The organism is Serratia sp. BNK-4 (genome assembly GCF_048685115.1).
Classification (GTDB): domain Bacteria; phylum Pseudomonadota; class Gammaproteobacteria; order Enterobacterales; family Enterobacteriaceae; genus Serratia; species Serratia bockelmannii.
This window is the reverse complement of sequence record NZ_JBLQTM010000001.1, coordinates 3,576,661-3,599,246: the sequence shown is the minus strand read 5'-3', so window position 1 is coordinate 3,599,246 and position 22,586 is coordinate 3,576,661. Positions and strand designations below refer to the sequence as shown.

Annotated in this window: 21 protein-coding genes; 18 read left to right on the top strand and 3 right to left on the bottom strand. The window is 61.4% G+C overall.

Annotated features, from left to right (window positions below; all coding sequences use genetic code 11):
• Positions 1 to 23: 23 nt before the first annotated feature.
• The 16 genes from hscA to ACMGGW_RS17160 all read left to right on the top strand — a co-directional run bounded on the left by hscA (position 24) and on the right by ACMGGW_RS17160 (position 16,019).
• A complete protein-coding gene (gene hscA, locus ACMGGW_RS17235; RefSeq protein WP_197832422.1) occupies positions 24 to 1,874 on the top strand; it encodes a Fe-S protein assembly chaperone HscA in 1,851 nt (616 codons plus the stop codon).
• A gap of 2 nt (positions 1,875 to 1,876) precedes the next feature.
• The gene (fdx, locus tag ACMGGW_RS17230) at positions 1,877 to 2,212 is read left to right on the top strand and encodes an ISC system 2Fe-2S type ferredoxin (protein WP_004941417.1); all 336 of its coding nucleotides are present in this window, start codon (positions 1,877 to 1,879) and stop codon (positions 2,210 to 2,212) included.
• Positions 2,213 to 2,244: 32 nt separating this feature from the next.
• On the top strand, positions 2,245 to 2,445 hold the full coding sequence (gene iscX, locus ACMGGW_RS17225; protein WP_006327336.1) for a Fe-S cluster assembly protein IscX: 201 nt from the start codon (positions 2,245 to 2,247) through the stop codon (positions 2,443 to 2,445).
• Positions 2,446 to 2,528: 83 nt separating this feature from the next.
• On the top strand, positions 2,529 to 3,824 hold the full coding sequence (pepB, locus tag ACMGGW_RS17220) for an aminopeptidase PepB (RefSeq protein WP_025303913.1): 1,296 nt from the start codon (positions 2,529 to 2,531) through the stop codon (positions 3,822 to 3,824).
• An 88-nt stretch (positions 3,825 to 3,912) separates the two neighbouring features.
• Positions 3,913 to 4,743 carry an enhanced serine sensitivity protein SseB gene (gene sseB, locus ACMGGW_RS17215; RefSeq protein ID WP_049204939.1) on the top strand — a complete coding sequence of 277 codons (831 nt, stop codon included), beginning with the start codon at positions 3,913 to 3,915 and terminating at the stop codon, positions 4,741 to 4,743.
• 161 nt (positions 4,744 to 4,904) lie between these two features.
• Entirely contained in the window at positions 4,905 to 5,330 is a 426-nt protein-coding gene (gene ndk / locus ACMGGW_RS17210; RefSeq protein WP_004941424.1) for a nucleoside-diphosphate kinase, read from the top strand.
• A gap of 236 nt (positions 5,331 to 5,566) precedes the next feature.
• Complete coding sequence (locus tag ACMGGW_RS17205) at positions 5,567 to 6,763, top strand: bifunctional tRNA (adenosine(37)-C2)-methyltransferase TrmG/ribosomal RNA large subunit methyltransferase RlmN (protein ID WP_004941426.1); 1,197 nt, start codon at positions 5,567 to 5,569, stop codon at positions 6,761 to 6,763.
• 98 nt (positions 6,764 to 6,861) lie between these two features.
• Positions 6,862 to 7,611, top strand: a complete 750-nt coding sequence (pilW, locus tag ACMGGW_RS17200) for a type IV pilus biogenesis/stability protein PilW (RefSeq protein ID WP_127146618.1) — start codon at positions 6,862 to 6,864, stop codon at positions 7,609 to 7,611.
• Positions 7,601 to 8,575, top strand: a complete 975-nt coding sequence (gene rodZ / locus ACMGGW_RS17195) for a cytoskeleton protein RodZ (RefSeq protein WP_025303910.1) — start codon at positions 7,601 to 7,603, stop codon at positions 8,573 to 8,575. The genes pilW and rodZ overlap by 11 nt, the downstream gene beginning before the upstream one ends.
• Before the next feature lie 45 nt (positions 8,576 to 8,620).
• On the top strand, positions 8,621 to 9,742 hold the full coding sequence (ispG, locus tag ACMGGW_RS17190; protein WP_016929756.1) for a flavodoxin-dependent (E)-4-hydroxy-3-methylbut-2-enyl-diphosphate synthase: 1,122 nt from the start codon (positions 8,621 to 8,623) through the stop codon (positions 9,740 to 9,742).
• Positions 9,743 to 9,881: 139 nt separating this feature from the next.
• On the top strand, positions 9,882 to 11,156 hold the full coding sequence (gene hisS / locus ACMGGW_RS17185; RefSeq protein WP_025303909.1) for a histidine--tRNA ligase: 1,275 nt from the start codon (positions 9,882 to 9,884) through the stop codon (positions 11,154 to 11,156).
• Between the two features lie 13 nt (positions 11,157 to 11,169).
• Complete coding sequence (locus ACMGGW_RS17180) at positions 11,170 to 11,790, top strand: YfgM family protein (RefSeq protein WP_025303908.1); 621 nt, start codon at positions 11,170 to 11,172, stop codon at positions 11,788 to 11,790.
• An 11-nt stretch (positions 11,791 to 11,801) separates the two neighbouring features.
• On the top strand, positions 11,802 to 12,983 hold the full coding sequence (gene bamB / locus ACMGGW_RS17175; RefSeq protein WP_127146619.1) for an outer membrane protein assembly factor BamB: 1,182 nt from the start codon (positions 11,802 to 11,804) through the stop codon (positions 12,981 to 12,983).
• A gap of 255 nt (positions 12,984 to 13,238) precedes the next feature.
• Positions 13,239 to 14,729 (top strand): ribosome biogenesis GTPase Der, encoded by a 1,491-nt coding sequence (der, locus tag ACMGGW_RS17170; protein ID WP_019452357.1) that lies wholly within the window; start codon positions 13,239 to 13,241, stop codon positions 14,727 to 14,729.
• Between the two features lie 99 nt (positions 14,730 to 14,828).
• Positions 14,829 to 15,785: an AEC family transporter gene (locus ACMGGW_RS17165; protein WP_033648913.1), complete on the top strand. Its 957-nt coding sequence runs from the start codon at positions 14,829 to 14,831 to the stop codon at positions 15,783 to 15,785.
• A 12-nt stretch (positions 15,786 to 15,797) separates the two neighbouring features.
• Positions 15,798 to 16,019: a zinc ribbon domain-containing protein gene (locus ACMGGW_RS17160; protein ID WP_025303905.1), complete on the top strand. Its 222-nt coding sequence runs from the start codon at positions 15,798 to 15,800 to the stop codon at positions 16,017 to 16,019.
• 4 nt (positions 16,020 to 16,023) lie between these two features.
• Here the strand turns inward: ACMGGW_RS17160 and ACMGGW_RS17155 are convergent, their stop codons facing one another.
• The 3 genes from ACMGGW_RS17155 to ACMGGW_RS17145 form a co-directional block, all read right to left on the bottom strand.
• Complete coding sequence (locus ACMGGW_RS17155) at positions 16,024 to 16,365, bottom strand: protealysin inhibitor emfourin (RefSeq protein WP_033635587.1); 342 nt, start codon at positions 16,363 to 16,365, stop codon at positions 16,024 to 16,026.
• The gene (locus ACMGGW_RS17150) at positions 16,365 to 17,390 is read right to left on the bottom strand and encodes a M4 family metallopeptidase (protein WP_197832423.1); all 1,026 of its coding nucleotides are present in this window, start codon (positions 17,388 to 17,390) and stop codon (positions 16,365 to 16,367) included. Before ACMGGW_RS17150 ends, ACMGGW_RS17155 begins: the two co-directional genes overlap by 1 nt.
• Before the next feature lie 62 nt (positions 17,391 to 17,452).
• On the bottom strand, positions 17,453 to 18,535 hold the full coding sequence (locus ACMGGW_RS17145; protein ID WP_089196172.1) for a LacI family DNA-binding transcriptional regulator: 1,083 nt from the start codon (positions 18,533 to 18,535) through the stop codon (positions 17,453 to 17,455).
• Positions 18,536 to 18,894: 359 nt separating this feature from the next.
• Between ACMGGW_RS17145 and ACMGGW_RS17140 the strand changes: the two genes are divergently transcribed.
• On the top strand, positions 18,895 to 20,205 hold the full coding sequence (locus tag ACMGGW_RS17140) for an MFS transporter (RefSeq protein ID WP_197832424.1): 1,311 nt from the start codon (positions 18,895 to 18,897) through the stop codon (positions 20,203 to 20,205).
• Positions 20,206 to 20,216: 11 nt separating this feature from the next.
• Positions 20,217 to 22,583, top strand: coding sequence for a glycoside hydrolase family 31 protein (locus ACMGGW_RS17135; protein WP_197832425.1), 2,367 nt, complete (start codon positions 20,217 to 20,219; stop codon positions 22,581 to 22,583).
• Positions 22,584 to 22,586 lie beyond the last annotated feature (3 nt).

The window sequence follows — 22,586 nt, the reverse complement described above, 5'->3', positions numbered from 1 at the left end:
ATTCTGATTGTGGAAGCTTCAACATGGCCTTATTACAAATTAGTGAGCCTGGCCTCAGCGCCGCGCCGCACCAGCGACGCCTGGCCGCCGGCATCGACTTAGGCACCACCAACTCGCTGGTCGCCACGGTGCGCAGCGGGCAAGCGGAAACGCTGGCCGACGATCAGGGACGCCATTTGCTGCCTTCGGTGGTGCATTATCAGGCGGACGCGCAGCGCGTCGGCTGGGATGCGCGCCAACAGGCGGCGCAGGATCCGGCCAATACCGTCAGCTCCATCAAACGCATGATGGGTCGTTCGTTGGCGGACGTGCAGCAACGTTACCCGAACCTGCCGTATCAATTTCAGGCCAGCGACAACGGCCTGCCGCTGATCGTCACCGCCGCCGGCCCGGTTAACCCGGTTGGCGTCTCCGCCGATATCCTGCGCGCTCTGTCCGCGCGCGCGCAAGCGGCGCTGGAAGGCGAGCTGGATGGCGTGGTGATTACCGTTCCCGCTTACTTCGACGACGCGCAGCGCCAGGGCACCAAAGACGCGGCGCGTCTGGCCGGCCTGCACGTCCTGCGCCTGCTGAACGAACCGACCGCGGCGGCGATCGCCTACGGGCTGGATTCCGGCCAGGAAGGGGTGATCGCGGTTTACGATCTGGGCGGTGGCACCTTTGATATCTCCATTCTGCGCCTCAGCCGCGGCGTGTTCGAAGTGCTGGCCACCGGCGGCGATTCCGCGCTGGGCGGCGACGATTTCGATCACCTGCTGGCCGACTGGCTGCGCGAGCAGGCCGGCGTGGCCGATCGCAGCGATCACGGTGTGCAGCGCCAACTGCTGGACGCCGCCATCGCCGCCAAAATCGCGTTGAGCGATGCCGACAGCGTGTGCGTTGAGGTAGCCGGCTGGCAGGGCGAGGTGACCCGCGCCCAGTTCGAAGCGCTGATAGCTCCGCTGGTGAAACGTACGTTGATGGCCTGCCGCCGCGCGCTGAAAGATGCCGGCGTCGCCGCCGACGAGGTGCTGGAAGCGGTGATGGTCGGCGGTTCCACCCGCGTGCCGCTGGTGCGTGAGCAGGTGGGGGCCTTCTTCGGCCGCATGCCGCTGACGTCGATCGATCCGGATAAAGTGGTCGCCATCGGCGCCGCGATCCAGGCCGACATCCTGGTGGGCAACAAGCCGGACAGCGACATGCTGCTGCTGGACGTGATCCCGCTGTCGCTGGGCCTGGAAACCATGGGCGGTCTGGTGGAGAAAGTGATCCCGCGCAACACCACCATTCCGGTGGCGCGCGCGCAGGAGTTCACCACCTTTAAAGATGGCCAGAGCGCGATGATGATCCACGTGCTGCAGGGCGAGCGCGAGCTGGTGCAGGATTGCCGTTCGCTGGCGCGCTTCACGCTGCGCGGCCTGCCGCCGCTGCCTGCCGGTGGCGCGCACATTCGCGTCACCTTCCAGGTGGATGCCGATGGTCTGCTGAGCGTCACCGCGATGGAGAAATCCACCGGCGTTGAAGCCTCGATCCAGGTCAAGCCGTCATACGGTCTGTCGGACAGCGAAATCGCCGGCATGATCAAGGATTCGATGGCCAACGCGCAAAGCGACGTGGGCGCGCGCAAGCTGGCGGAGCAACGCGTGGAAGCCGCGCGGGTGCTGGAAAGCCTGCAGGGTGCGCTGGCCACCGACGCCGCGCTGCTGAGCGAGGCGGAAAGCCAGGCGATCGCCGCCGCGACCCAGGCGATGCAGCAGGCGGCGCAGGGTGAAGATCCCGCCGCTATCGAAGACGCCATCAAAACATTAGATGCACAAACGCAAGATTTTGCCGCGCGCCGCATGGACGCTTCCATTCGCCGCGCGCTGGCTGGCCATTCTGTGGATGAGGTTTAACCATGCCTAAAATTGTTTTCCTGCCCCATCAAGACCTTTGCCCGGAAGGGGCGGTTCTGGAAGCCGAAAAAGGGGAGTCGATCCTCAACGTTGCGCTGCGCAACGGCATTGAAATCGAGCACGCCTGCGAGAAATCCTGCGCCTGCACCACCTGCCACTGCATCGTGCGCGAAGGCTTCGATTCGCTGGAAGAGAGCAGCGAGCTGGAAGACGACATGCTGGACAAAGCCTGGGGGCTGGAGCCGGAAAGCCGTCTGAGCTGCCAGGCGCTGGTCGCCGACGAAGATCTGGTGGTCGAAATGCCGCGCTACACCGTCAACCACGCGCGTGAGCATTAATTGTTAGCCGCAGCGTCAACCCGGAGATCATAATGGGACTGAAGTGGACCGACAGCCGTGAAATCGGCGAAGCCCTGTACGACCAATACCCGGACACCGATCCGAAAACCGTGCGTTTTACCGACATGCATCAGTGGATCTGCGATCTCGAAGAGTTCGACGACGATCCGCAGGCTTCCAACGAAAAAATACTGGAAGCGATCCTGCTGGTCTGGTTAGATGAAGCGGAGTAAATAGCGTAACGGGCTGCCATGGGCGGCCCGTTTATTTTGTATCCGACAAGATTAATAAAAGAATAATCCGGAGTAAGAAGGCTATGACAACAGAATTCATGCAGGTCACGCTGTCGCAACAACCTGCCGACGCCCGCTGGGGCGAGAAAGCGCTGCTGAGCACCAACGGCGAAGGGATGACCATCCACCTGACCGGGGCCGACAAGCTGGGCGCGATCCAGCGCGCGGGCCGCAAAATTGATGGCCAGGGCATCAAAAACGTCAAGCTGGCCGGCGACGGTTGGGATTTGGAAAACAGCTGGGCGTTCTGGCAAGGCTATCGCGGGCCGAAAGGGCAGCGCAACGTCGAATGGGCTGAACTGCCGGAAGCCGCGCGTCAGGAGCTGGATAAGCGCCTGAAGATCGTCGACTGGGTGCGTGACACCATCAACATGCCGGCGGAAGAGCTGGGGCCGGAGCAACTGGCGACCCGCGCTGTCGATCTGATGTGCGACGTCGGCTGCGATGCCGTCAGCTACCGTATCACCAAGGGCGAAGATCTGCGCGAGCAGAACTATGCTGGCATCCACACCGTCGGCCGCGGTTCCGAACGCCCGCCGGTGCTGCTGGCGCTGGACTTCAACCCGACCGGTAACCCGGACGCGCCGGTGTTCGCTTGCCTGGTCGGCAAGGGCATCACCTTCGATACCGGCGGTTATAGCCTGAAACAGAGCGCCTTTATGGATTCGATGAAGGCTGACATGGGCGGTGCGGCCACCATCACCGGCGCGCTGGCGCTGGCGGCGGCGCGCGGTCTGAAGCAGCGCGTGAAGCTGTACCTGTGCTGCGCCGACAACATGGTCAGCGGCAACGCCTTCAAACTGGGTGACATCATTCGCTATCGCAACGGCAAAACCGTTGAGGTGATGAACACCGATGCGGAAGGGCGCCTGGTGCTGGCCGACGGCCTGATCGACGCTTCTGAGCAGAATCCGCAGCTGATTATCGATTGCGCCACCCTGACCGGCGCGGCCAAAACCGCAGTGGGCAACGACTACCACGCCCTGTTCAGCTTCGACGATGCGCTCGCGCAGGAACTGTTGAGCAGCGCCGCCGCCGAGCAAGAGCCGTTCTGGCGTCTGCCGCTGGCCGAGTTCCACCGTAGCCAGCTGCCGTCCAACTTCGCCGAGCTGAACAACGTAGCCGGCCCGGCCTACACCGCCGGCGCCAGCACCGCGGCGGCCTTCCTGTCGCACTTCGTCAAGAATTACCAACAGGGCTGGCTGCACATCGACTGCTCCGCCACCTACCGCAAAGGCGCGGTGGATCAGTGGTCGGCCGGCGCGACCGGTTTGGGCGTGCGTACCCTGGCCAACCTGCTGCTGAGCAAAGCCAAATAATTGAACGCCCGCCGCATCGGGCGCTAGAATGCGCATTATCTTCGGGGCCCAGCATGCTGGGCCTCGCTATTTGATCCTGGAGTTTGCCATGAGTGCCCATCATCACGATGCCGCCCCGAGCGAGAACGAACTTGAACGCCTGCTGAAGCTGGCGGTGACGGAGCCGGCCCACCGCCCGGCGTTCTTCCGTGAACTGCTCGAGGCCACGGTGCTGATCCTCGGCGACAGCGAACAGGTGCAGCAGGACGGCGACATCACGCTGAACGCGGATACGCCGGTCAATATCCAGCATTGGGAAAAGCAGGACGGCGGCAGCATCATTCCGTTCTTCACTTCGCTGGAAGCACTGCAGAAGGCCGTTGAGGACGAACAGCCGTTCATCGCCATGCCGGCGCGGGTGTTGTTCGAAATCACCCAGGGCGCGGATCTGTTCCTCAACCCGAAGGCGGAGTACGGCAAAGAGTTCTATCCGGAAGAGGTGGCGATGCTGTTGGCGACCGGCGGCGTCGTCAAACCGGTGGAGCATTACGTCGATAAAGAGACCCAAATCCTGCTGGGGCAGCCCGAGGAGTACCCGTCGGCGATGGTGGATGCGTTGACCACGCTGTTCAGCCAGCGCAAACCGGTGCGCCGCGCGTTCCTGGCGCTGATGCACGACCAGGTGGCGGACGAGAAGCCGAATCTGCTGATCGGGCTGGAAGTGGACGCCGAGCCGGCGGAGATCGAGGCGTTGATCAACGAGGCCGGCAGCGTCGCCAGCGAAACGGCGCCAAACGACGAACCGGTGGATTTCTGCCTGGTGTCGGAGAACGAGCGCGGCATCAGCCACTATCTGATCGCCCATACGCAGCCATTTTACCAGCGCCGCTGGGGCAGCTGGCTGCGCAATTTGATCCCGTCTACCGACAAGACCCAGTAGCGCCGCCGCGTGGTTAAAATGACCCATGAAGATCATATTTTTTTAATGAAATGTTGATTTTCCCGTAGGCAAGCGTTAACGGCGCACATATAATCTGCGCCACTTGAGAAGGCCGGCAACATTGCAGACCGGCCTGTTTTGGAAGTCATACAGAGGCCATCATGACCGTAGAACGTACCTTTTCCATCGTTAAACCAAACGCAGTAGCCAACAACGACATCGGCGCTATCTACGCGCGTTTCGAGCGCGCCGGTTTCAAAATCATCGCCGCTAAAATGCTGCGTCTGACTCGCGAACAAGCTGAAGGCTTCTACGCTGAGCACAAAGGCCGCCCATTCTTCGACGGTCTGGTTGAGTTCATGACCTCCGGCCCGATCATGGTGCAGGTTCTGGAATCTGAAAACGCCGTGCAGCGCAACCGCGACATCATGGGCGCAACCAACCCGGACAACGCACTGGCCGGCACCCTGCGCGCCGACTACGCGGACAGCTTCACCGCTAACGCCGTTCACGGTTCCGACTCCGTTGAATCCGCACAGCGCGAAATCGCTTACTTCTTCAACGAAAGCGAAATCTGCGCACGTTAATCGTGCATTTCTGAGCTGATAGCCAGGCATTCACCGGCTGAAACAATAAAAATGCCCTGAATGCCTTTCAGCCGTAGCCACCCGCTACTAAAATTTGTACAATGCCGCGCCCCTGATAAGACGACTTGTCAGGGGCGTGTTTTTAGTGCCGCCACCCGAATCATGCGGGCTGAAATGCACAACTTACTGTCCATTCTTTAGCGCCATAACGTGTAATAACGAGGCCAGAGATCATTATGTTAGAACCCATCACGTCCGAGCACACCGTGTCTGAAAATAATTCGCTGACTACCCCCTCCGTTAACGTGGAGCAACCGGCTGCGGCCAAAATCAACCTGCTGGATCTGAACCGCCAGCAAATGCGCGAGTTCTTCGCCGAAATGGGCGAGAAGCCGTTCCGCGCCGATCAGGTGATGAAGTGGATTTACCACTACTGCTGCGACGATTTCGAGCAGATGACCGACATCAACAAAGTCCTGCGCGGCAAGCTGCAGCGCGTGGCGGAAATCCGCGCGCCGGAAGTGGCGGAAGAACAGCGTTCGGCCGACGGCACCATCAAGTGGGCGATTAAAGTCGGCGATCAGCAGGTCGAAACCGTGTACATCCCGGAAGCCGACCGCGCGACGCTGTGCGTCTCCTCGCAGGTAGGCTGCGCGCTGGAGTGCAAATTCTGTTCGACGGCGCAGCAGGGCTTCAACCGCAACCTGCGCGTGTCGGAAATCATTGGCCAGGTGTGGCGCGCGGCGAAAATCATCGGCGCGCTGAAGGTGACCGGCCAACGTCCGATCACCAACGTGGTGATGATGGGCATGGGCGAGCCGCTGCTCAACCTGAACAACGTGGTGCCGGCGATGGAAATCATGCTGGACGACTTCGGCTTTGGCCTGTCCAAACGCCGCGTGACCCTGTCTACTTCCGGCGTAGTGCCAGCGCTGGACAAGCTGGGCGACATGATCGACGTAGCGCTGGCTATTTCGCTGCACGCGCCGAACGACACCATCCGCGATGAGATCGTGCCGATCAACCGCAAATACAACATCGAGACCTTCCTGTCCGCAGTGCGTCGCTATCTGGAGAAGTCCAACGCCAACCAGGGCCGCGTGACCGTCGAGTACGTGATGTTGGATCATATCAACGACAGCACCGACGATGCGCATCAGCTGGCGGAAGTGCTGAAAGACACGCCGTGCAAGATTAACCTGATCCCATGGAACCCGTTCCCGGGCGCCCCCTACGGCCGCAGCTCCAACAGCCGGGTGGATCGTTTCTCCAAGGTGTTGATGGAATACGGCTTTACGACTATTGTTCGTAAAACCCGTGGTGACGATATCGACGCCGCCTGCGGGCAACTGGCGGGTGAAGTGATCGACCGTACCAAGCGTACCCTGAAGAAGAAAATGGCCGGGGAACCTATCAACGTACGGGCGGTCTGAATCCTATAGCACCATTTTTTGTTATCTAACAGCCTGTTATGCGCAAGCATGTCGCTGGCGGGCGTTAGCTGACGGCCGATAAGGAAATGAATGCGGGCATGAAGCTGAAACTGTGGGGTATGTGGCTGGCGGCCGGGTTGTTGGCCGGGTGTTCCGGTTCAGCGCCGGAAAAGGAAGCACAAGTCTCTGAGGCGGGCCAGACGCGGTTGCAACTGGGCCTGGAGTACCTGCAGCAAGGCGACATGGACGCCGCGCGCCAGAACCTGGAAAAGGCGCTGGACGCGGCCCCGCAGGATTACCGCACGCAGTTGGGCATGGCGCTCTACGCGCAGCGGAACGGTGAAAGCGCCGAGGCCGAACAGCGTTATCGGCAAGCGCTCAAACTTGCGCCGGGCAATGGCACCGTATTGAATAATTACGGTGCGTTTCTTTGCGGTTTAGGGCAGTATGTACCGGCGCAACAGCAGTTTAGCGCTGCGGCGCTGGTGCCCGATTATGGCCAGGTCGCCGACAGCCTGGAAAACGCAGGTTACTGTTTTCTCAAGGCCGGACAAAACGATGAGGCGCGCACGCTGTTGAGCCGCGCGCTAAAAGTCGATCCGGACAAAGGCACTCCGCTGTTGGCGGAGGCCGAAAAGCAATTTGGAGAAGGGAAGCGCGCCCAGTCGCAACTTTTATTGGATGTTTATCAGCATGTTCTGCCGGCCAGCGCCAGCAGCTTATGGTTACAGATTCGTTTCGCCGCGTCAGCCGGCCGCCAGGATAGCGTTCAACGCTATGGCAAGCAGCTAGCGCGAAGTTTTCCACAATCCAAACAGTACCAGCAGTTCTTAGCTAATGAATACTGAAGCCTCCCAAGATAAAACCGTATCCATGACGACGGGCCAGCGCCTGCGTCAGGCCCGTGAGCAACTCGGGCTGAGCCAACAGACCGTTGCAGAACGCCTGTGTCTCAAAATGTCCACCGTGCGCGATATCGAGGAAGACAGCGTGTCTGCTGACCTCGCGTCCACCTTCGTGCGCGGCTACATCCGTTCCTACGCCAAGCTGGTGCATCTGCCGGAAGACGAACTGTTGCCGATGCTGGCCAAGCAGGCGCCGTTGAAGATGGCGAAAGTGGCGCCGATGCAAAGCTTCTCGCTGGGCAAGCGCCGCAAGAAACGCGACGGCTGGCTGATGAGCTTCACCTGGCTTATCGTGTTCGTGGTGATCGGCCTGACCGGCGCTTGGTGGTGGCAAAACCACAAGGCGCAGCAGGAAGAGATCGCCACCATGGCCGATCAATCCTCGGCGCAGCTTTCACAGAATAACGAAGGGCAGTCCGTGCCGCTGACCGACGGCAATGCCGACGCCGGCACCAACGTGCCGTTGGTCGACAACAGCGCTACGCCGGCTGATACCGGCGCAGCGGCTCAGACGCCTGCGGCGACCGCCCAGGCGCCGAGCGCGGCCCAGCAGCAGCCTGCCGTGGTGTCGCCAAGCCAGACAACCCTGCCGGAAACCGCGCCGGCGGCACAAGCGCCGTTGCCGACCGCCGATGCGGGCGTGGCTGCGCCGGCGGCCGATCCGAACGCGCTGGTGATGGATTTCTCCGCCGACTGCTGGCTGCAGGTGACCGACGCGAGCGGTAAAACGCTGTTCAGCGGCACCCAGAAGCAAGGTGGCAAGCTGAACCTGACCGGCACTGCGCCGTATAAACTGACCATCGGCGCGCCGGCGGCAGTTCAGATCCAGTATCAGGGTAAACCGGTTGATTTAAGCCGGTTCGTTAAGTCAAACCGTGTTGCTCGCCTGACCGTCGCCGCGCAGTAATCGCGCGGCTGGTCGTGATGTCAGAGCAGCAATGGAGAGTAAGTAATGCATAACCAAGCGCCCATCAACCGTCGAAAATCTACACGCATTTACGTCGGCAAGGTGCCTATTGGTGATGGCGCGCCGATTGCCGTGCAGTCGATGACCAACACCCGTACCACCGATGTTGAAGCAACGGTTAATCAGATCAAAGCGCTGGAGCGCGTGGGCGTCGACATCGTCCGCGTTTCGGTTCCTACCATGGACGCCGCCGAGGCGTTCAAACTGATCAAGCAGCAGGTCAACGTGCCGCTGGTCGCCGATATCCACTTCGATTATCGCATCGCGCTGCAGGTTGCCGAATATGGCGTAGACTGCCTGCGCATCAACCCGGGCAACATCGGCAACGAATCGCGCATTCGCTCGGTGGTGGACTGCGCCCGCGACAAGAACATCCCGATTCGCATCGGCGTCAACGGCGGCTCGCTGGAGAAAGACCTGCAGGAAAAGTACGGCGAACCTACGCCGGAAGCGCTGTTGGAATCCGCCATGCGCCACGTGGACATCCTCGATCGTCTCAACTTCGACCAGTTCAAGGTCAGCGTCAAGGCGTCGGACGTGTTCCTGGCGGTGCAATCCTACCGCTTGCTGGCGTCGCGCATCGATCAGCCGCTGCATCTGGGCATCACCGAAGCCGGCGGCGCGCGCAGCGGGTCGGTCAAATCGGCCATCGGCCTGGGCATGCTGCTGTCTGAAGGCATCGGCGATACCCTGCGCATCTCGCTGGCGGCGGATCCGGTTGAAGAAGTGAAGGTCGGTTTCGACATTCTGAAGTCGCTGCGCATCCGCGCGCGCGGCATCAACTTCATCGCCTGCCCGACCTGTTCGCGTCAGGAGTTCGATGTGATTGGCACGGTGAACGCGCTGGAGCAGCGCCTGGAAGACATCATCACGCCGATGGACGTCTCGATCATCGGTTGCGTGGTGAACGGCCCGGGCGAAGCGCTGGTGTCAACCATGGGCGTGACCGGCGGCCACAAGAAGAGCGGCTTCTATGAAGACGGCGTGCGCCAGAAAGAGCGTTTCGACAACGAACAGATGATCGACCAGCTGGAAGCGAAAATTCGCGCCAAGGCCGCGATGATGGACGAAAGCAACCGCATCACGGTCAACCTGCTGGAAAAATAAGCGTTATTGCTACACGGCGGGCCAGTTGGCCCGCTTGTTTATGAGCCTGAAGGGCAGAAAACCGCATCCGCGTTGAATACCGGGCGGCAAAGTCCCTATAATCGGGTTCATTTTTACAGACAACGGACAGAGAACTCACGTGGCAAAGAACATTCAAGCCATTCGCGGCATGAACGACTACCTGCCGGAAGAAACGGCATTATGGCAGCGTATTGAAGGCACCCTCAAGCAGGTGCTGGGCGGCTACGGTTACAGCGAAATCCGGTTGCCGATTGTAGAGCAGACCCCGTTATTCAAACGCGCGATCGGCGAAGTGACCGACGTCGTGGAAAAAGAGATGTATACCTTCGAAGACCGCAACGGCGAAAGCCTGACGCTGCGTCCGGAAGGGACGGCCGGCTGCGTGCGCGCCGGCATCGAACATGGTCTGCTGTACAATCAGGAACAGCGTCTGTGGTACATCGGCCCGATGTTCCGCTACGAGCGCCCGCAGAAGGGCCGCTATCGCCAGTTCCATCAGCTGGGCGCAGAAGTGTTCGGCCTGCAAGGCCCGGATATCGACGCCGAGTTGATCCTGCTGACCGCCCGCTGGTGGAAAGCGCTGGGCATCGCCGAGCACGTCAAGCTGGAGCTGAACTCCATCGGTTCGCTGGAGGCGCGCGCCAACTACCGCGACGCGCTGGTGGCGTTCCTGGAGCAGCACGTCGAGGTGCTGGACGAAGACTGCAAACGCCGCATGTACAGCAACCCGCTGCGCGTGCTGGACTCCAAGAATCCTGAGGTGCAGGCGCTGCTGAACGACGCGCCGCGCCTGTCCGAGTACCTGGATGAAGAATCCCGTGCTCACTTCGCCGGTCTGTGTGAACTTTTGGCGCAGGCAGGTATCCCATATACCGTTAACGAGCGCCTGGTGCGCGGTCTGGATTACTACAACCGCACCGTGTTTGAGTGGGTGACCACCAGCCTGGGCGCGCAGGGCACCGTCTGCGCGGGCGGCCGTTACGACGGCCTGGTCGAGCAATTGGGCGGCCGCGCCACCCCGGCGGTCGGTTTCGCCATGGGCCTCGAGCGTCTGGTGTTGCTGGTGCAGGCGGTCAACCCGGAATTCAAGGCGCCGTCGGCTATCGACGTATACGTCATCTCTTCCGGCGCGGGCACCCAGAGCGCGGCGATGCAGCTGGCTGAACAGGTGCGCGACGCGGCGCCGCAGCTGAAGCTGATGACCAATTACGGCGGCGGCAACTTCAAGAAACAGATCACCCGTGCGGACAAATGGGGGGCGCGCATCGCGCTGATCCTGGGTGAGAGCGAAGTGGCGGCGCAGCAGGTGGTGGTGAAAGACCTGCGCAGTGGTGAACAAGAAACGCTGGCGCAAAGCGAAGTCGCTGCGCGTCTGGCTTTGATGTTAGGTTAAGGAGAAGGACACCGTGGAAGTCTATACCACTGAAAACGAACAAGTCGACGCACTGCGTCGGTTCTTTGTCGAGAACGGCAAAGCGCTGGCGGTGGGCGTGGTGCTCGGAATTGGTGCCCTGGTTGGCTGGCGTTACTGGCAGAGCCATGAAAACTCCAACATGATGGCGGCATCGCAATCCTATCAGGAAGCCAGCGATCGTCTGGCGGCCGGCAAGCCGGATGACGTGGCTGCCGCAGAGAAATTTGTCCAGGCTAACGGCAACAGCTACGGCGTACTGGCCGCGCTGCAGTTGGCCAAGCACTTTGTCGAACAGAATGATTTCGCCAAGGCGGAACAGCAGCTGGTGCTGGCGCAGGGCCAGACCAAAGACGACAACCTGTTGGCGATGATCGACCTGCGTCTGGCGCGTGTCCAGCTGCAGGAGAAAAAGCTGGATGAAGCGCTGAAAACGCTGGATGGCGTGAAAGGCGAAGGCTGGGCGGCGATGATGCAGGATGTGCGCGGCGATGTATTGCTGGCCAAGGGCGACGCCAAGGGCGCGCGCGAAGCTTACAGCAAAGGCATTGAGTCCAATGCTTCTCAGGCGCTGCAGGTTCTGCTGCGCATGAAATTGAATAACTTGTCCAGCTAAGGGGAATTCCCATGCAATTGCGTAAAACACTCTTGGTCGGACTGGTTTCCGCTGCCTTGCTGAGTGGTTGCTCGCTGTTTAACAGCGAAGAAGACGTGGTTACCATGTCGCCGTTGCCGAAAGTTGAAAATCAGTTCACGCCGAGCAAGGCGTGGAGTACCTCGGTGGGCGACGGCATCGGTGAGTATTACTCCCACCTGCGTCCGGCCTATCAGGACAGCACCATTTACGCCGCCGATCGCTTTGGCATCGTGAAAGCGATGGACGCCGACAGCGGCAACGAGAAGTGGAAGGTCAACCTCTCCGAGAAGACCGGCTTCTTCTCCAGCAACCTGTCTGCGCTGCTGTCGGGCGGCCTGACGGTTGCGGGCGACAAGGTTTACGTCGGCAGCGAAAAAGCGGTGGTTTACGCATTGAACACCGCCGACGGCGCCATCGCCTGGCAGACCAAAGTGGCCGGCGAAGCGATTTCACGTCCGGTTATCAGCGACGGCATGGTGTTGGTGCACACCTCCAACGGCATGCTGCAGGCGCTGAACGAAGCCGACGGCGCGGTGAAGTGGACGGTTAACCTGGACATGCCTTCGCTGTCGCTGCGCGGTGAATCCGCGCCGGCCGTCGCCTTTGGCGCCGCCATCGTCGGCGGTGACAACGGCCGCGTCAGCGCCGTGCTGATGCAGCAGGGCCAACTGATCTGGCAACAGCGTATTTCTCAGCCGAGCGGCGCGACCGAAATCGATCGCCTGAACGACGTGGACACCACGCCGGTAATCGTTGACGGCGTGGTCTACGCGCTGGGTTACAACGGCAACCTGACGGCGCTGGATCTGCGTTCCGGTCAGATCATCTGGAAACGCGAGCTGGGTTCGGTGAATGATTTCATCGTCGACGCGGGCCGCATCTACCTGATCGACCAGAACGATCGCGTAGTCGCGCTCAGCACCGAAGGCGGCGTGACCGTGTGGACGCAGAGCGATCTGCTGCACCGCAACCTGACGCCACCGGTGATGTATAATGGTTATCTGGTGACCGGTGACGCCGAAGGCTATCTGCACTGGATCAACACCACCGATGGCCGTTTTGTCGCCCAGCAGGAAGTGGACAGCTCCGGCTTCCTGTCTGCGCCGATGGTGGCCAGCGACAAGCTGGTCATCCAGGCTCGCGGTGGGAAAGTTTACGCTTTCACCCGCTAACGCCGCTCGTCGTGACCCTTCTTGCGCCCGAAAGATTTCGGGTTGCAGCCAGGCGGCAAGCGCATGAGTCCTCGGGAGCTTAGTGAGCTAAGTGACCGAAGCGAAGGTGCGCAGACAACGCCGCTGTGGCGCGAAAGATGAAGGGGAAAACGGCTCCTGAATGTTCAGGGGCCGTTTCGTATTTTATAAGCTGCACCGCTGGTGTCTATCCACAGTGCAGTAACGCATTGATTATTAAGTAATGAGGCTTCAACAATGATACCTGTCGTCGCGCTGGTCGGGCGCCCGAATGTGGGTAAATCCACCTTGTTCAACCGTTTAACCCATACGCGCGATGCGCTGGTGGCGGATTTCCCGGGGCTGACGCGTGACCGCAAGTATGGTCGTGCTGAAATCGAAGGCAATGAATTCATCATCGTCGATACCGGCGGTATCGACGGCACCGAAGACGGCGTTGAAACGCGCATGGCCGGTCAGTCGCTGCTGGCGATCGAAGAAGCGGACATCGTGCTGTTCATGGTCGACGCCCGCGCAGGCCTGATGCCGGCGGATCAGGGCATCGCCCAGCACCTGCGTAGCCGCCAGAAGGCGACCTTCCTGGTGGCCAACAAGACCGACGGCCTGGATCCGGACACCGCCACCGCCGATTTCTACTCGCTCGGCCTGGGTGAAGTGTTCGCTATCGCCGCTTCTCACGGCCGCGGTGTGACCCAGCTGATTGAACACGTGCTGGTGCCGTTCGTGCCGGAAAAACCGGAAGACGTCGAGCTGACCGAGGAAGAGGCCAATGCCGCTTACTGGGCCGAGCAAAACGGTGAAACGCTGGAAGGCGAAGAAGACGAAGAGCCGGAAGAAGAGTTCAACCCGCAGGACCTGCCGATCAAGCTGGCGATCGTCGGTCGTCCGAACGTTGGTAAGTCTACGCTGACTAACCGCATCCTCGGCGAGGAGCGCGTGGTGGTGTATGACATGCCGGGCACCACCCGCGACAGCATCTACATTCCGATGGTGCGCGACGAACGCGAATATGTGCTGATCGACACCGCCGGGGTGCGTAAACGCGGCAAGGTGACCGAAACCGTCGAGAAATTCTCGGTGATCAAGACCCTGCAGGCGATTGAAGACGCCAACGTGGTGCTGCTGGTGATCGACGCGCGTGAAGGCATCTCCGATCAGGATCTCTCGCTGCTCGGCTTTATCCTCAACAGTGGGCGCTCACTGGTGATTGCGGTCAACAAGTGGGACGGCATGAGCGAAGAAGATCGCGAGCACGTGAAAGAGATGCTCGATCTGCGTCTGGGCTTCGTCGACTTCGCGCGCGTGCACTTTATTTCCGCCCTGCACGGCAGCGGTGTCGGCAACCTGTTCGAATCGGTACAGGAAGCCTACGAGTGCGCAACCCGTCGCGTAAACACCTCGATGCTGACCAAAATCATGCAGATGGCGGTTGACGATCACCAGCCGCCGTTGGTGCGCGGCCGCCGCGTGAAGCTGAAATATGCCCACGCCGGCGGTTACAACCCGCCGATCGTGGTGATCCACGGCAACCAGGTCAGCGATCTGGCCGATTCGTACAAGCGCTATCTGATGAACTACTTCCGCCGCTCGCTGAACGTGATGGGGACGCCGATCCGCATCCAGTTCAAAGAGGGTGACAACCCGTTCGCCGGCAAACGCAACCTGCTGACGCCGACCCAGATGCGTAAGCGCAAGCGCCTGATGAGCCACCTGAAAAAGAGCAAGTAATTGCTCATGAGGGGCGCGGCAGTGATGCCGCGCCCCTTTTTTATTGGCCCGAAATCGTTTTATTATCTGAAGATTACCTCGCCTGCCTGAAGGAACACCATGTCCTGGGAAACCTGGAGTTTTGCGTTTAACGTCACCGTGCCGAATCTGCTGATGATGCTGCTGGGGATCCTGCTGCGCCATTGGCGCCTGATGGATGACCGCTTTGTCGACGGCGCGACGCGCCTGGTGTTCAATCTGGCGCTGCCGTGCCTGCTGTTTTTCAGCATCGCCACCAACCACCCGCAGCTGCTCGGCAACCTGCCGCTGGTGCTGTTCGGCGCGGTCGGCACGCTGGCGACCTTCCTGCTCTTGGAGCTGGCGGCCAAGTGGCTGGTGAAAGAACCGCGTGAGCGCGGGGTGTTCGTGCAGGGCGGTTTCCGCGCCAATACCGCCATCGTCGGCCTGGCCTACGCCATGACCGCCTATGGCAGCGAAGGCATTGCGCTCGCCTCGCTGTACCTGACGGTGACGGTGATCTTGTTCAACATACTGTCGGTGATCACCCTCACGCGCAGCCTACAGGGTGGGCAGGGCAAGAAAATCAGCCACCTGTCGCTGCTGCGCAGCATCGTTACCAACCCGCTGATCATCGGCCTGGTGTGCGGGCTGCTGTATGCGCAAACCGGGCTGGGCATCCCGACCGTGATCCGCCAGACCGGCAGCTATATCTCCGCGCTGTCGCTGCCGCTGGCACTGCTGTGCACCGGCGCCAGCCTGGATTTTCGCGCCATGTTCCGCTCGTCCAACGTGGCGGCGCTGTCGTCGGCGGCCAAGCTGTTTCTGGTGCCGTGCCTGATGACGCTGGCCGGCTGGCTGTGCGGGTTTCAGGGGGCGGCGCTGGGCATTATCTTCCTGTTTTCCGCCACGCCGACCGCTTCGGGCAGCTATGTGATGACGCGCGCCATGGGCGGCAACGCCACGCTGGCGGCCAACATTATCGCCATCACCACCGTCGGTTCGTTCTTCACCACCGCGTTGGGCATCTATTTCTTGCGCTCATGGGGCGCGATTTAATCTGGAGTCGTTATGGAAGCGCACTGTCCGCACTGCCGCCAGACCATGAAGTGGGTAGCGGGTCATTACCATTGTGAAGCCTGCCTCTGCGATTATCGGCAGCTGGCGAGCTGCCCGGAGTGCGGGCAGCCGCTGCAAGAATTGAAAGCCTGCGGGGCGGTGGATTACCTGTGCCAGAACGGGCACGGGCTGATCTCCAAAAAACGGGTGAATTTCAGCTATCAGCCGCTGTAAGCCCTCACTCATCCACCTGGCCGGTTTTCCACAAATCCACCAGCGCCTGCGGCGCGCTGCTTTCCGGGATTAACAGCACGATCTCGGTGCTCAGGGTGGGGCTGGTGTAGTTGATCTGTACGCGGTAGTAGCGCTGGTCGCCGCAGCCGGGGGAGGTGGGTTGGCCCTCTTCCTGGGCGTACGGCAGCGTCTGATTCAGCAACTGATTCAGGCGCTGCCGTTGCTCCGGCGTGATATCGGCCAGCGCAATGCGGCGCTGGCCCGCCAGTTTGGGAATGTAGGCGAAGCCTCCCTCGCGCGCCAGCTCAATGACCGTATCCTGATTGAGCGTCGGCAGCGGTTTCATTACTCCACCCCCACCTGATGCCAGGCCTGTTGCACCTTGTCCGCCACGCTTTGATCGAAACGCGCTAGCGCATGTTTCACCGTGGCGCGGGCGAAGGTGGCGAAGTCGGCGTTTTGCGGCAGCGCTTTGTCGCACACCGTGTCATACCAGACGTAGCCGGCTTTTTCCCAGGCGAAGCCGCCCAGCGCGGTTGCCGCCAGGTAGAACGCGCGGTTGGGAATGCCGGAGTTGAGGTGTACGCCGCCGTTGTCTTCCTTGGTCTGGATATAATCCTTCATGCTGGCGGGCTGCGGGTCTTTGCCCAGCAGCGGGTCGTCGTAGGCGGTGCCGGGTGCCGACATCGAGCGCAGCCCTTGGCCTTTGATGCCCTTGGCGAGCAGCCCGGCGCCGATCAGCCAGTCGGCTTTATCCGCGGTTTGCTGCAGGTGGTATTGCTTGACCAACGAACCGAATACGTCGGACAGCGACTCATTGAGCGCCCCGGACTGCTGGTAGTAGATCAGCCCGGCTTCGCTCTCGGTCACGCCGTGCGCCAGCTCGTGGCCGACCACGTCGATGGCGATGGTGAAACGGTTGAAGATTTCGCCGTCGCCGTCGCCGAATACCATCTGCTGGCCGTTCCAGAAGGCGTTTTGGTACTCCTTGCCGTAGTGTACGCTGCCGACCAGCGGCAGCCCTTTATTATCCAGCGAATTGCGCCGGTAGGCCTGCCAGAAGAAATCGTAGGTGACGCCGAGATAGTCGTAGGCCTCGTCCACCGCCACGTCGTGGTTGCTGGGCTGCCCCTCCTTGCGCACCTGTTTGCCGGGCAGTTGGGTGCCGTTCTGGGCGTCGTAGATATCGCGGAGCGCTTCGCCGGCTCGGGCGTTTTTCTCGGTCGGTGAACGCAGCGGCTTGTTGCCGAGCAGGCTTTGCACGTGGTTCAGGGTGTGCAGCGCGCAGTCGCGCTGCGGGGCGTTACCGTGTTCAATAATGCGGCGCAGCATGTAGGGAGGAATGACGGAACGCATGCGCTGGGCTGGCATAGTGGCTCTCCTTAGGCAAAAATTTTACCTCATCGAATGAATGCACTGTGCCTAAGTGTAGCCTACTCGTCATAAAGCCTGTGGTCATGCGTGCTCACCGCCGGCGCGGTCTTGTGCGGGCTGATGCGCCGCACCGAGGCGCGTACCGCCAACCGGCCATGCAGCAGCAGGTTGCACGGCGGCGCGTCGGCGCGCAGCATGCGCCGCTGCAGCAGCTGGATCGCCTCGTAACCCAATTCGTCGCGCGGCACCTGCACCGAGGTCAGCGGCACATCGTGGATTTCCGCCAGGTTGAAGCCGTCGGTGCTCATCACCGAGACGTCGCCCGGCACGCTCAGCCCCCGCTTGTTGAGCGCCTTGACCGCCCCGACCGCCATGTAGTCGCCGCCGGCCAGGATCGCCGTCGGCAGCGGGGAGTGGCCGTGGAGGCCATCGAGATAGGTGGTCAGCGCCTGCTCGGCCTCTTCACTGCCGAAGCCGGAGGTGGTGACCAGATGGCTGCCATCGTCGAACGGCAGATGATGCCGGGCGTAGGCCTGCCGAATGCCCGCCAGCCGCAGCTCCATGGTGTGGCGGCGCAGACACTGCAGATTGAGGATATGGCTATGCCCCTGCTGAAACAGGTAGCTGGCGGAATAGTCGCCGATCAGCTGATGATCCGGCGAGACGCTGTCCAGCCGCATCTGCCGATCGCTGCAGTTGATCAGCACGCAGGGCTTGTGCAGATCGGCGGCCAGGGTGTGGATATGCTCGTCGTCGATGCCGATGATCAGCGCCGCTTCGGTGTGCGGGTCGCTCATCTTTTCCAGAAACAGCGCGCCGTCGCTGTGTTGCTCTTCCAGCCCGCAGTAGCGGATGCGCACCTCGTGCTCCATCAGCGCGGCGGCGATACCCTGAATGACCTTGTAGTAGAAGATGTCGGTGCGTACGTCGAACGCGCGCTGCGGCGCGAACACCATCACGTTGTTCAGCATCAGCCGGCCGCTGGAAATACCCTGCAGAATGCCGTTTTGCTGCGCACAGTCCAGCACCTTGCGGCGCGCCTCGGCGCTGGTGTTGGCCTTGCCCGCCAGCACGCGGGAAACGGTGCTGATCGACAACCCGGTTTGGCGAGCGATCTCCTGAATTTTCAGCTTTCCGTTCATTCTGTGATCTCCTTCAAATTCGTCCATGAGAATATTTTCACCGCGGATTTTCAGCGTCTTGACCGGCTTTCATGCCCATTATGACTATTTTTTCACCCACCGGTGAAAATCTTTGCAAAAAACCCCGTTTCGCTGCGCGCTCTCGCTGAGTAGTCTGCATTGGTACACCAATTTTAGCGACCTGTCAGTCCAATTTTAACGGTGTGCGAAAAAGAAAACAAAAAATAAATCATGGGGTTGTGATTGTCTTTCGGCCAATGATACGGCGCCGACCCGCTTTCACCGTCCCGTGTTTGATAGCACAACGTACCCTACCAAAACGCGCGTCGCCGTCGCCGGCGGCCGCGGGGAGAGAACCGATGAGTGTGGAGAGCAATCAGGCGGTCGCGCAGAGCGGCCGGCGCAAGTTCAAATCGCTGCGCTGGTGGATGCTGGCGCTGTTCTTGCTGGGCGTCACGGTCAACTACATCACCCGCAACTCGCTGGGCATTTTGGCGCCGGAGCTGAAAACCAGCCTGAACATGAGCACCGAGCAATATGCCTGGGTGGTGGCGTCGTTCCAGCTGGCCTACACGGTGTTTCAGCCGATCTGCGGCTGGCTGATCGACGTTATCGGCCTGAAGATGGGCTTTCTGATCTGCGCCGGCATTTGGGCGGTGGTATGCATGCTGCACGCCGGCGCCGGCAGCTGGCTGCAACTGGCCATTCTGCGCTTCTTCATGGGGGGCGCGGAGGCGGCGGCCACCCCGGCCAACGCCAAGGCGATCTCCGATTGGTTCCCGAAGAAGGAGCGGCCGATCGCTGTCGGCTGGGCGGGCGTCGGTTTCTCCATCGGCGCCATGCTGGCCCCGCCGATCATCGTCATCGCTCACGTCTCCTTCGGCTGGCAAGGCGCCTTCCTGTTCTCCGGCGGGCTGGCGCTGATCTGGGTGGTGCTGTGGTGGCTGTTCTACCACTCGCCGCAGCAGCACCCGAACCTCAGTCAGCAAGAGCTGGACCTGATCCGCGAAGACAACGAGCCGGTGTTGCCGAAGCTGCCGTTTCTCACCTCGCTGGCCAGCCTGTGCAAGAACAAGAAATTCTACGGCATCGCCATCCCGGCCTTTCTCGCCGAGCCGGCCTGGGCGGTCTTCAGCTTCTGGGTGCCGCTGTACCTGGCCACCGAACGCGGCATGGATCTGAAACAGATCGCGATGTTCGCCTGGCTGCCGTTCCTGGCGGCGGATATCGGCAGCGTCGCCAGCGGCTATCTCGCCACCCTGTACCGCAAATGGTTCGGCTGCAGCCGCGTTAACTCGGTGGTCGCCAGCTCGGTGACCGGCGCTTTCCTGATGGTGTCGCTGGCGTTTGTCGCGATCACCCAAGATCCCTATGTGGCGATCGCGCTGATCTCGATCGGCGGATTCGGCCACCAGGTGATCTCCTGCATGCTCAGCGCCCTGGTGGTGGAATCGTTCGATAAGAATCAAATGGCGACGGTGAACGGCATGCGCGGCTCCAGCGCCTGGATCGCCAGTTTCCTGTTCACGCTCCTGATCGGCGCAGTATCCGACACCATCGGCTTTAACCCGCTGTTTATCGCGATGGGCTTCTTCGATTTGATCGGCGCCCTGTTCCTGATCGCCCTGATTGCCGAGCGCGGCGGTAAGAAAACCCCTTCACACAGCTAAGTGGAATATTTATGAAAACCTTGAAAAATTGGACATTGGCGGCGCAGCATGCGGACCACGTCGAGCTGCTGGTCGATGAACGCCACCGTTTCTGCCTGTACGTACTGGAAAACGAGTTGTTCCGCGTGTTGATCAAACGTGAGGGCGAGCTGGCGCTGGATCGTACCTGGAGCATCGCGCCGCAGGAGGATGTGCCTTGGGAAGGGCGCGATCGGCTCAGCGTCGCCGGTTTCAGCCTGCCGGGCTATCAGCTGCGTCGGGAGGGCGATCGGCTGGTGGTCAGCACGCCGCTGCTGCGCGTGACGGTGCATCAGCCGCTGTGGCTGGCGTGGGAGTATTGCAATGCCGACGGCGAGTGGCGGACGCTGGCGTCGGATCGGCCAACCAGCGCCTACCTGCTCAATGCGCACGGCGACGGCGTGGCGCATTACCAGCGGCGTTTCGCCGATGAGCGCTATTACGGCCTGGGGGAGAAGGCCGGCGATCTGGAACGCACCGGCCGCCGCTTTGAGATGCGCAATCTGGACGCCATGGGCTACAACGCCGCCAGCACCGATCCGCTGTACAAGCACATTCCGTTTACCATCACCCGTGGGCCGGAGGCGAGCTTTGGCCTGTTCTACGATAACCTGAGCAACTGCTGGCTGGATCTGGGCAACGAGATAGACAACTACCACGCGGCCTACCGCCGCTATCAGGCCGAAGCGGGCGATCTGGATTACTACCTGTTCCTCGGGCCGAAGGTTTTGGACGTCACCAAGGCCTTCGTGCGCCTGACCGGCCGCACCCACTTCGGGCCGAAGTGGAGCCTGGGCTACAGCGGTTCGACCATGCACTACACCGACGCGCCGGACGCCCAGCAGCAGCTGCAGCAGTTCATCGCGCTGTGCCGTCAACACGCCATACCCTGCGACTCTTTCCAGCTGTCGTCGGGCTACACCTCGATCAATAACAAGCGCTACGTGTTCAACTGGAACTACGACAAGGTGCCGCAGCCCAAGCTGCTCAGCCAGGCGTTTCACGACGCCGGCCTCAGGCTGGCGGCCAACATCAAGCCGTGCCTGCTGCAGGATCACCCGCAGTATCAGGCGGTGGCGGCGCAGGGGCTGTTTATCCGCGATTCGCAAAGCGACGCGCCGGAGCGCTCCAGCTTCTGGGACGACGAAGGATCGCACCTCGACTTCACTAACCCGGCGACGGTGCGCTGGTGGCAGCAGGGTGTCACGCAGCAGCTGCTGGAGATGGGCATCGATTCCACCTGGAATGACAACAACGAGTACGAAGTGTGGGATGGCGAAGCGCGCTGCCACGGCTTTGGGCGGCCGATCGCCATCAAGCATATCCGACCGGTGATGCCATTGCTGATGATGCGCGCCTCAATGGAGGCCCAGCAGCGCTTCGCGCCGCAGCGGCGGCCGTACTTGATCTCGCGCTCCGGCTGCGCCGGCATGCAGCGCTATGTGCAGACCTGGAGCGGCGACAACCGCACCAGTTGGCAGACGCTGCGCTACAACATCCGCATGGGGCTGGGCATGAGCCTGTCCGGGCTGTATAACCTCGGCCACGACGTCGGCGGCTTCTCCGGCGACAAACCGGACGCGGAGCTGCTGGTGCGCTGGGTGCAAAACGGCGTGATGCATCCGCGTTTCACTATCCACTCCTGGAATGACGACGCCACGGTCAACGAGCCCTGGATGTACCCGGCCGCCACCCCGGCGGTGCGCGAGGCGATCAATCTGCGTTACCGGCTGCTGCCGTATTTCTACACCCTGCTATGGCAGGCCTGCGCGGACGACGAGCCGATGCTGCGCCCGACCTTCCTCGATCACGAACAGGATGCGCGCACCTTTGGCGAGAACGACGATTTTCTGATTGGCCGCGATCTGCTGGTGGCCAGCGTGGTGGAACCGGCGCAGCGCCGGCGTTTGGTGTATTTGCCGGACAACGGCGAAGGCTGGTACTGCTTCTACAGCGGCCAGTGGTTCAGCGGCGGCCAGACGGTAACGCTGGCGGCGCCGCTGGAGCGTCTGCCGCTGCTGGTGCGCGCCGGGGCGGCGCTGCCGCTGTCGCAGCGGCTGGCGCATGTGGACGTGGCCGCCGACGATCGGCGCGAGCTGCGGCTGTTTCCGCTCAAGGGCTGCGGCGCAAGCCGTGGGTTGTTGTTTGAGGACGACGGTGAAAGCGACGGCTGGCGGCAGGGCGATGCGCTGTGGCTGCGCTGGGAAATGCGCTGCGACAATCAGCGCATCATGCTGGATATCACGACGGAAGGGCGTTTCTGCCCGGCCTGGCGCACGCTGGCGCTCAGCCTGCCGGAAGGTGAAACGCGCGCGCTGTGGGTGAACGGCGAACCGGGCGAGCGTTTTACGCTGGAGTAGGGG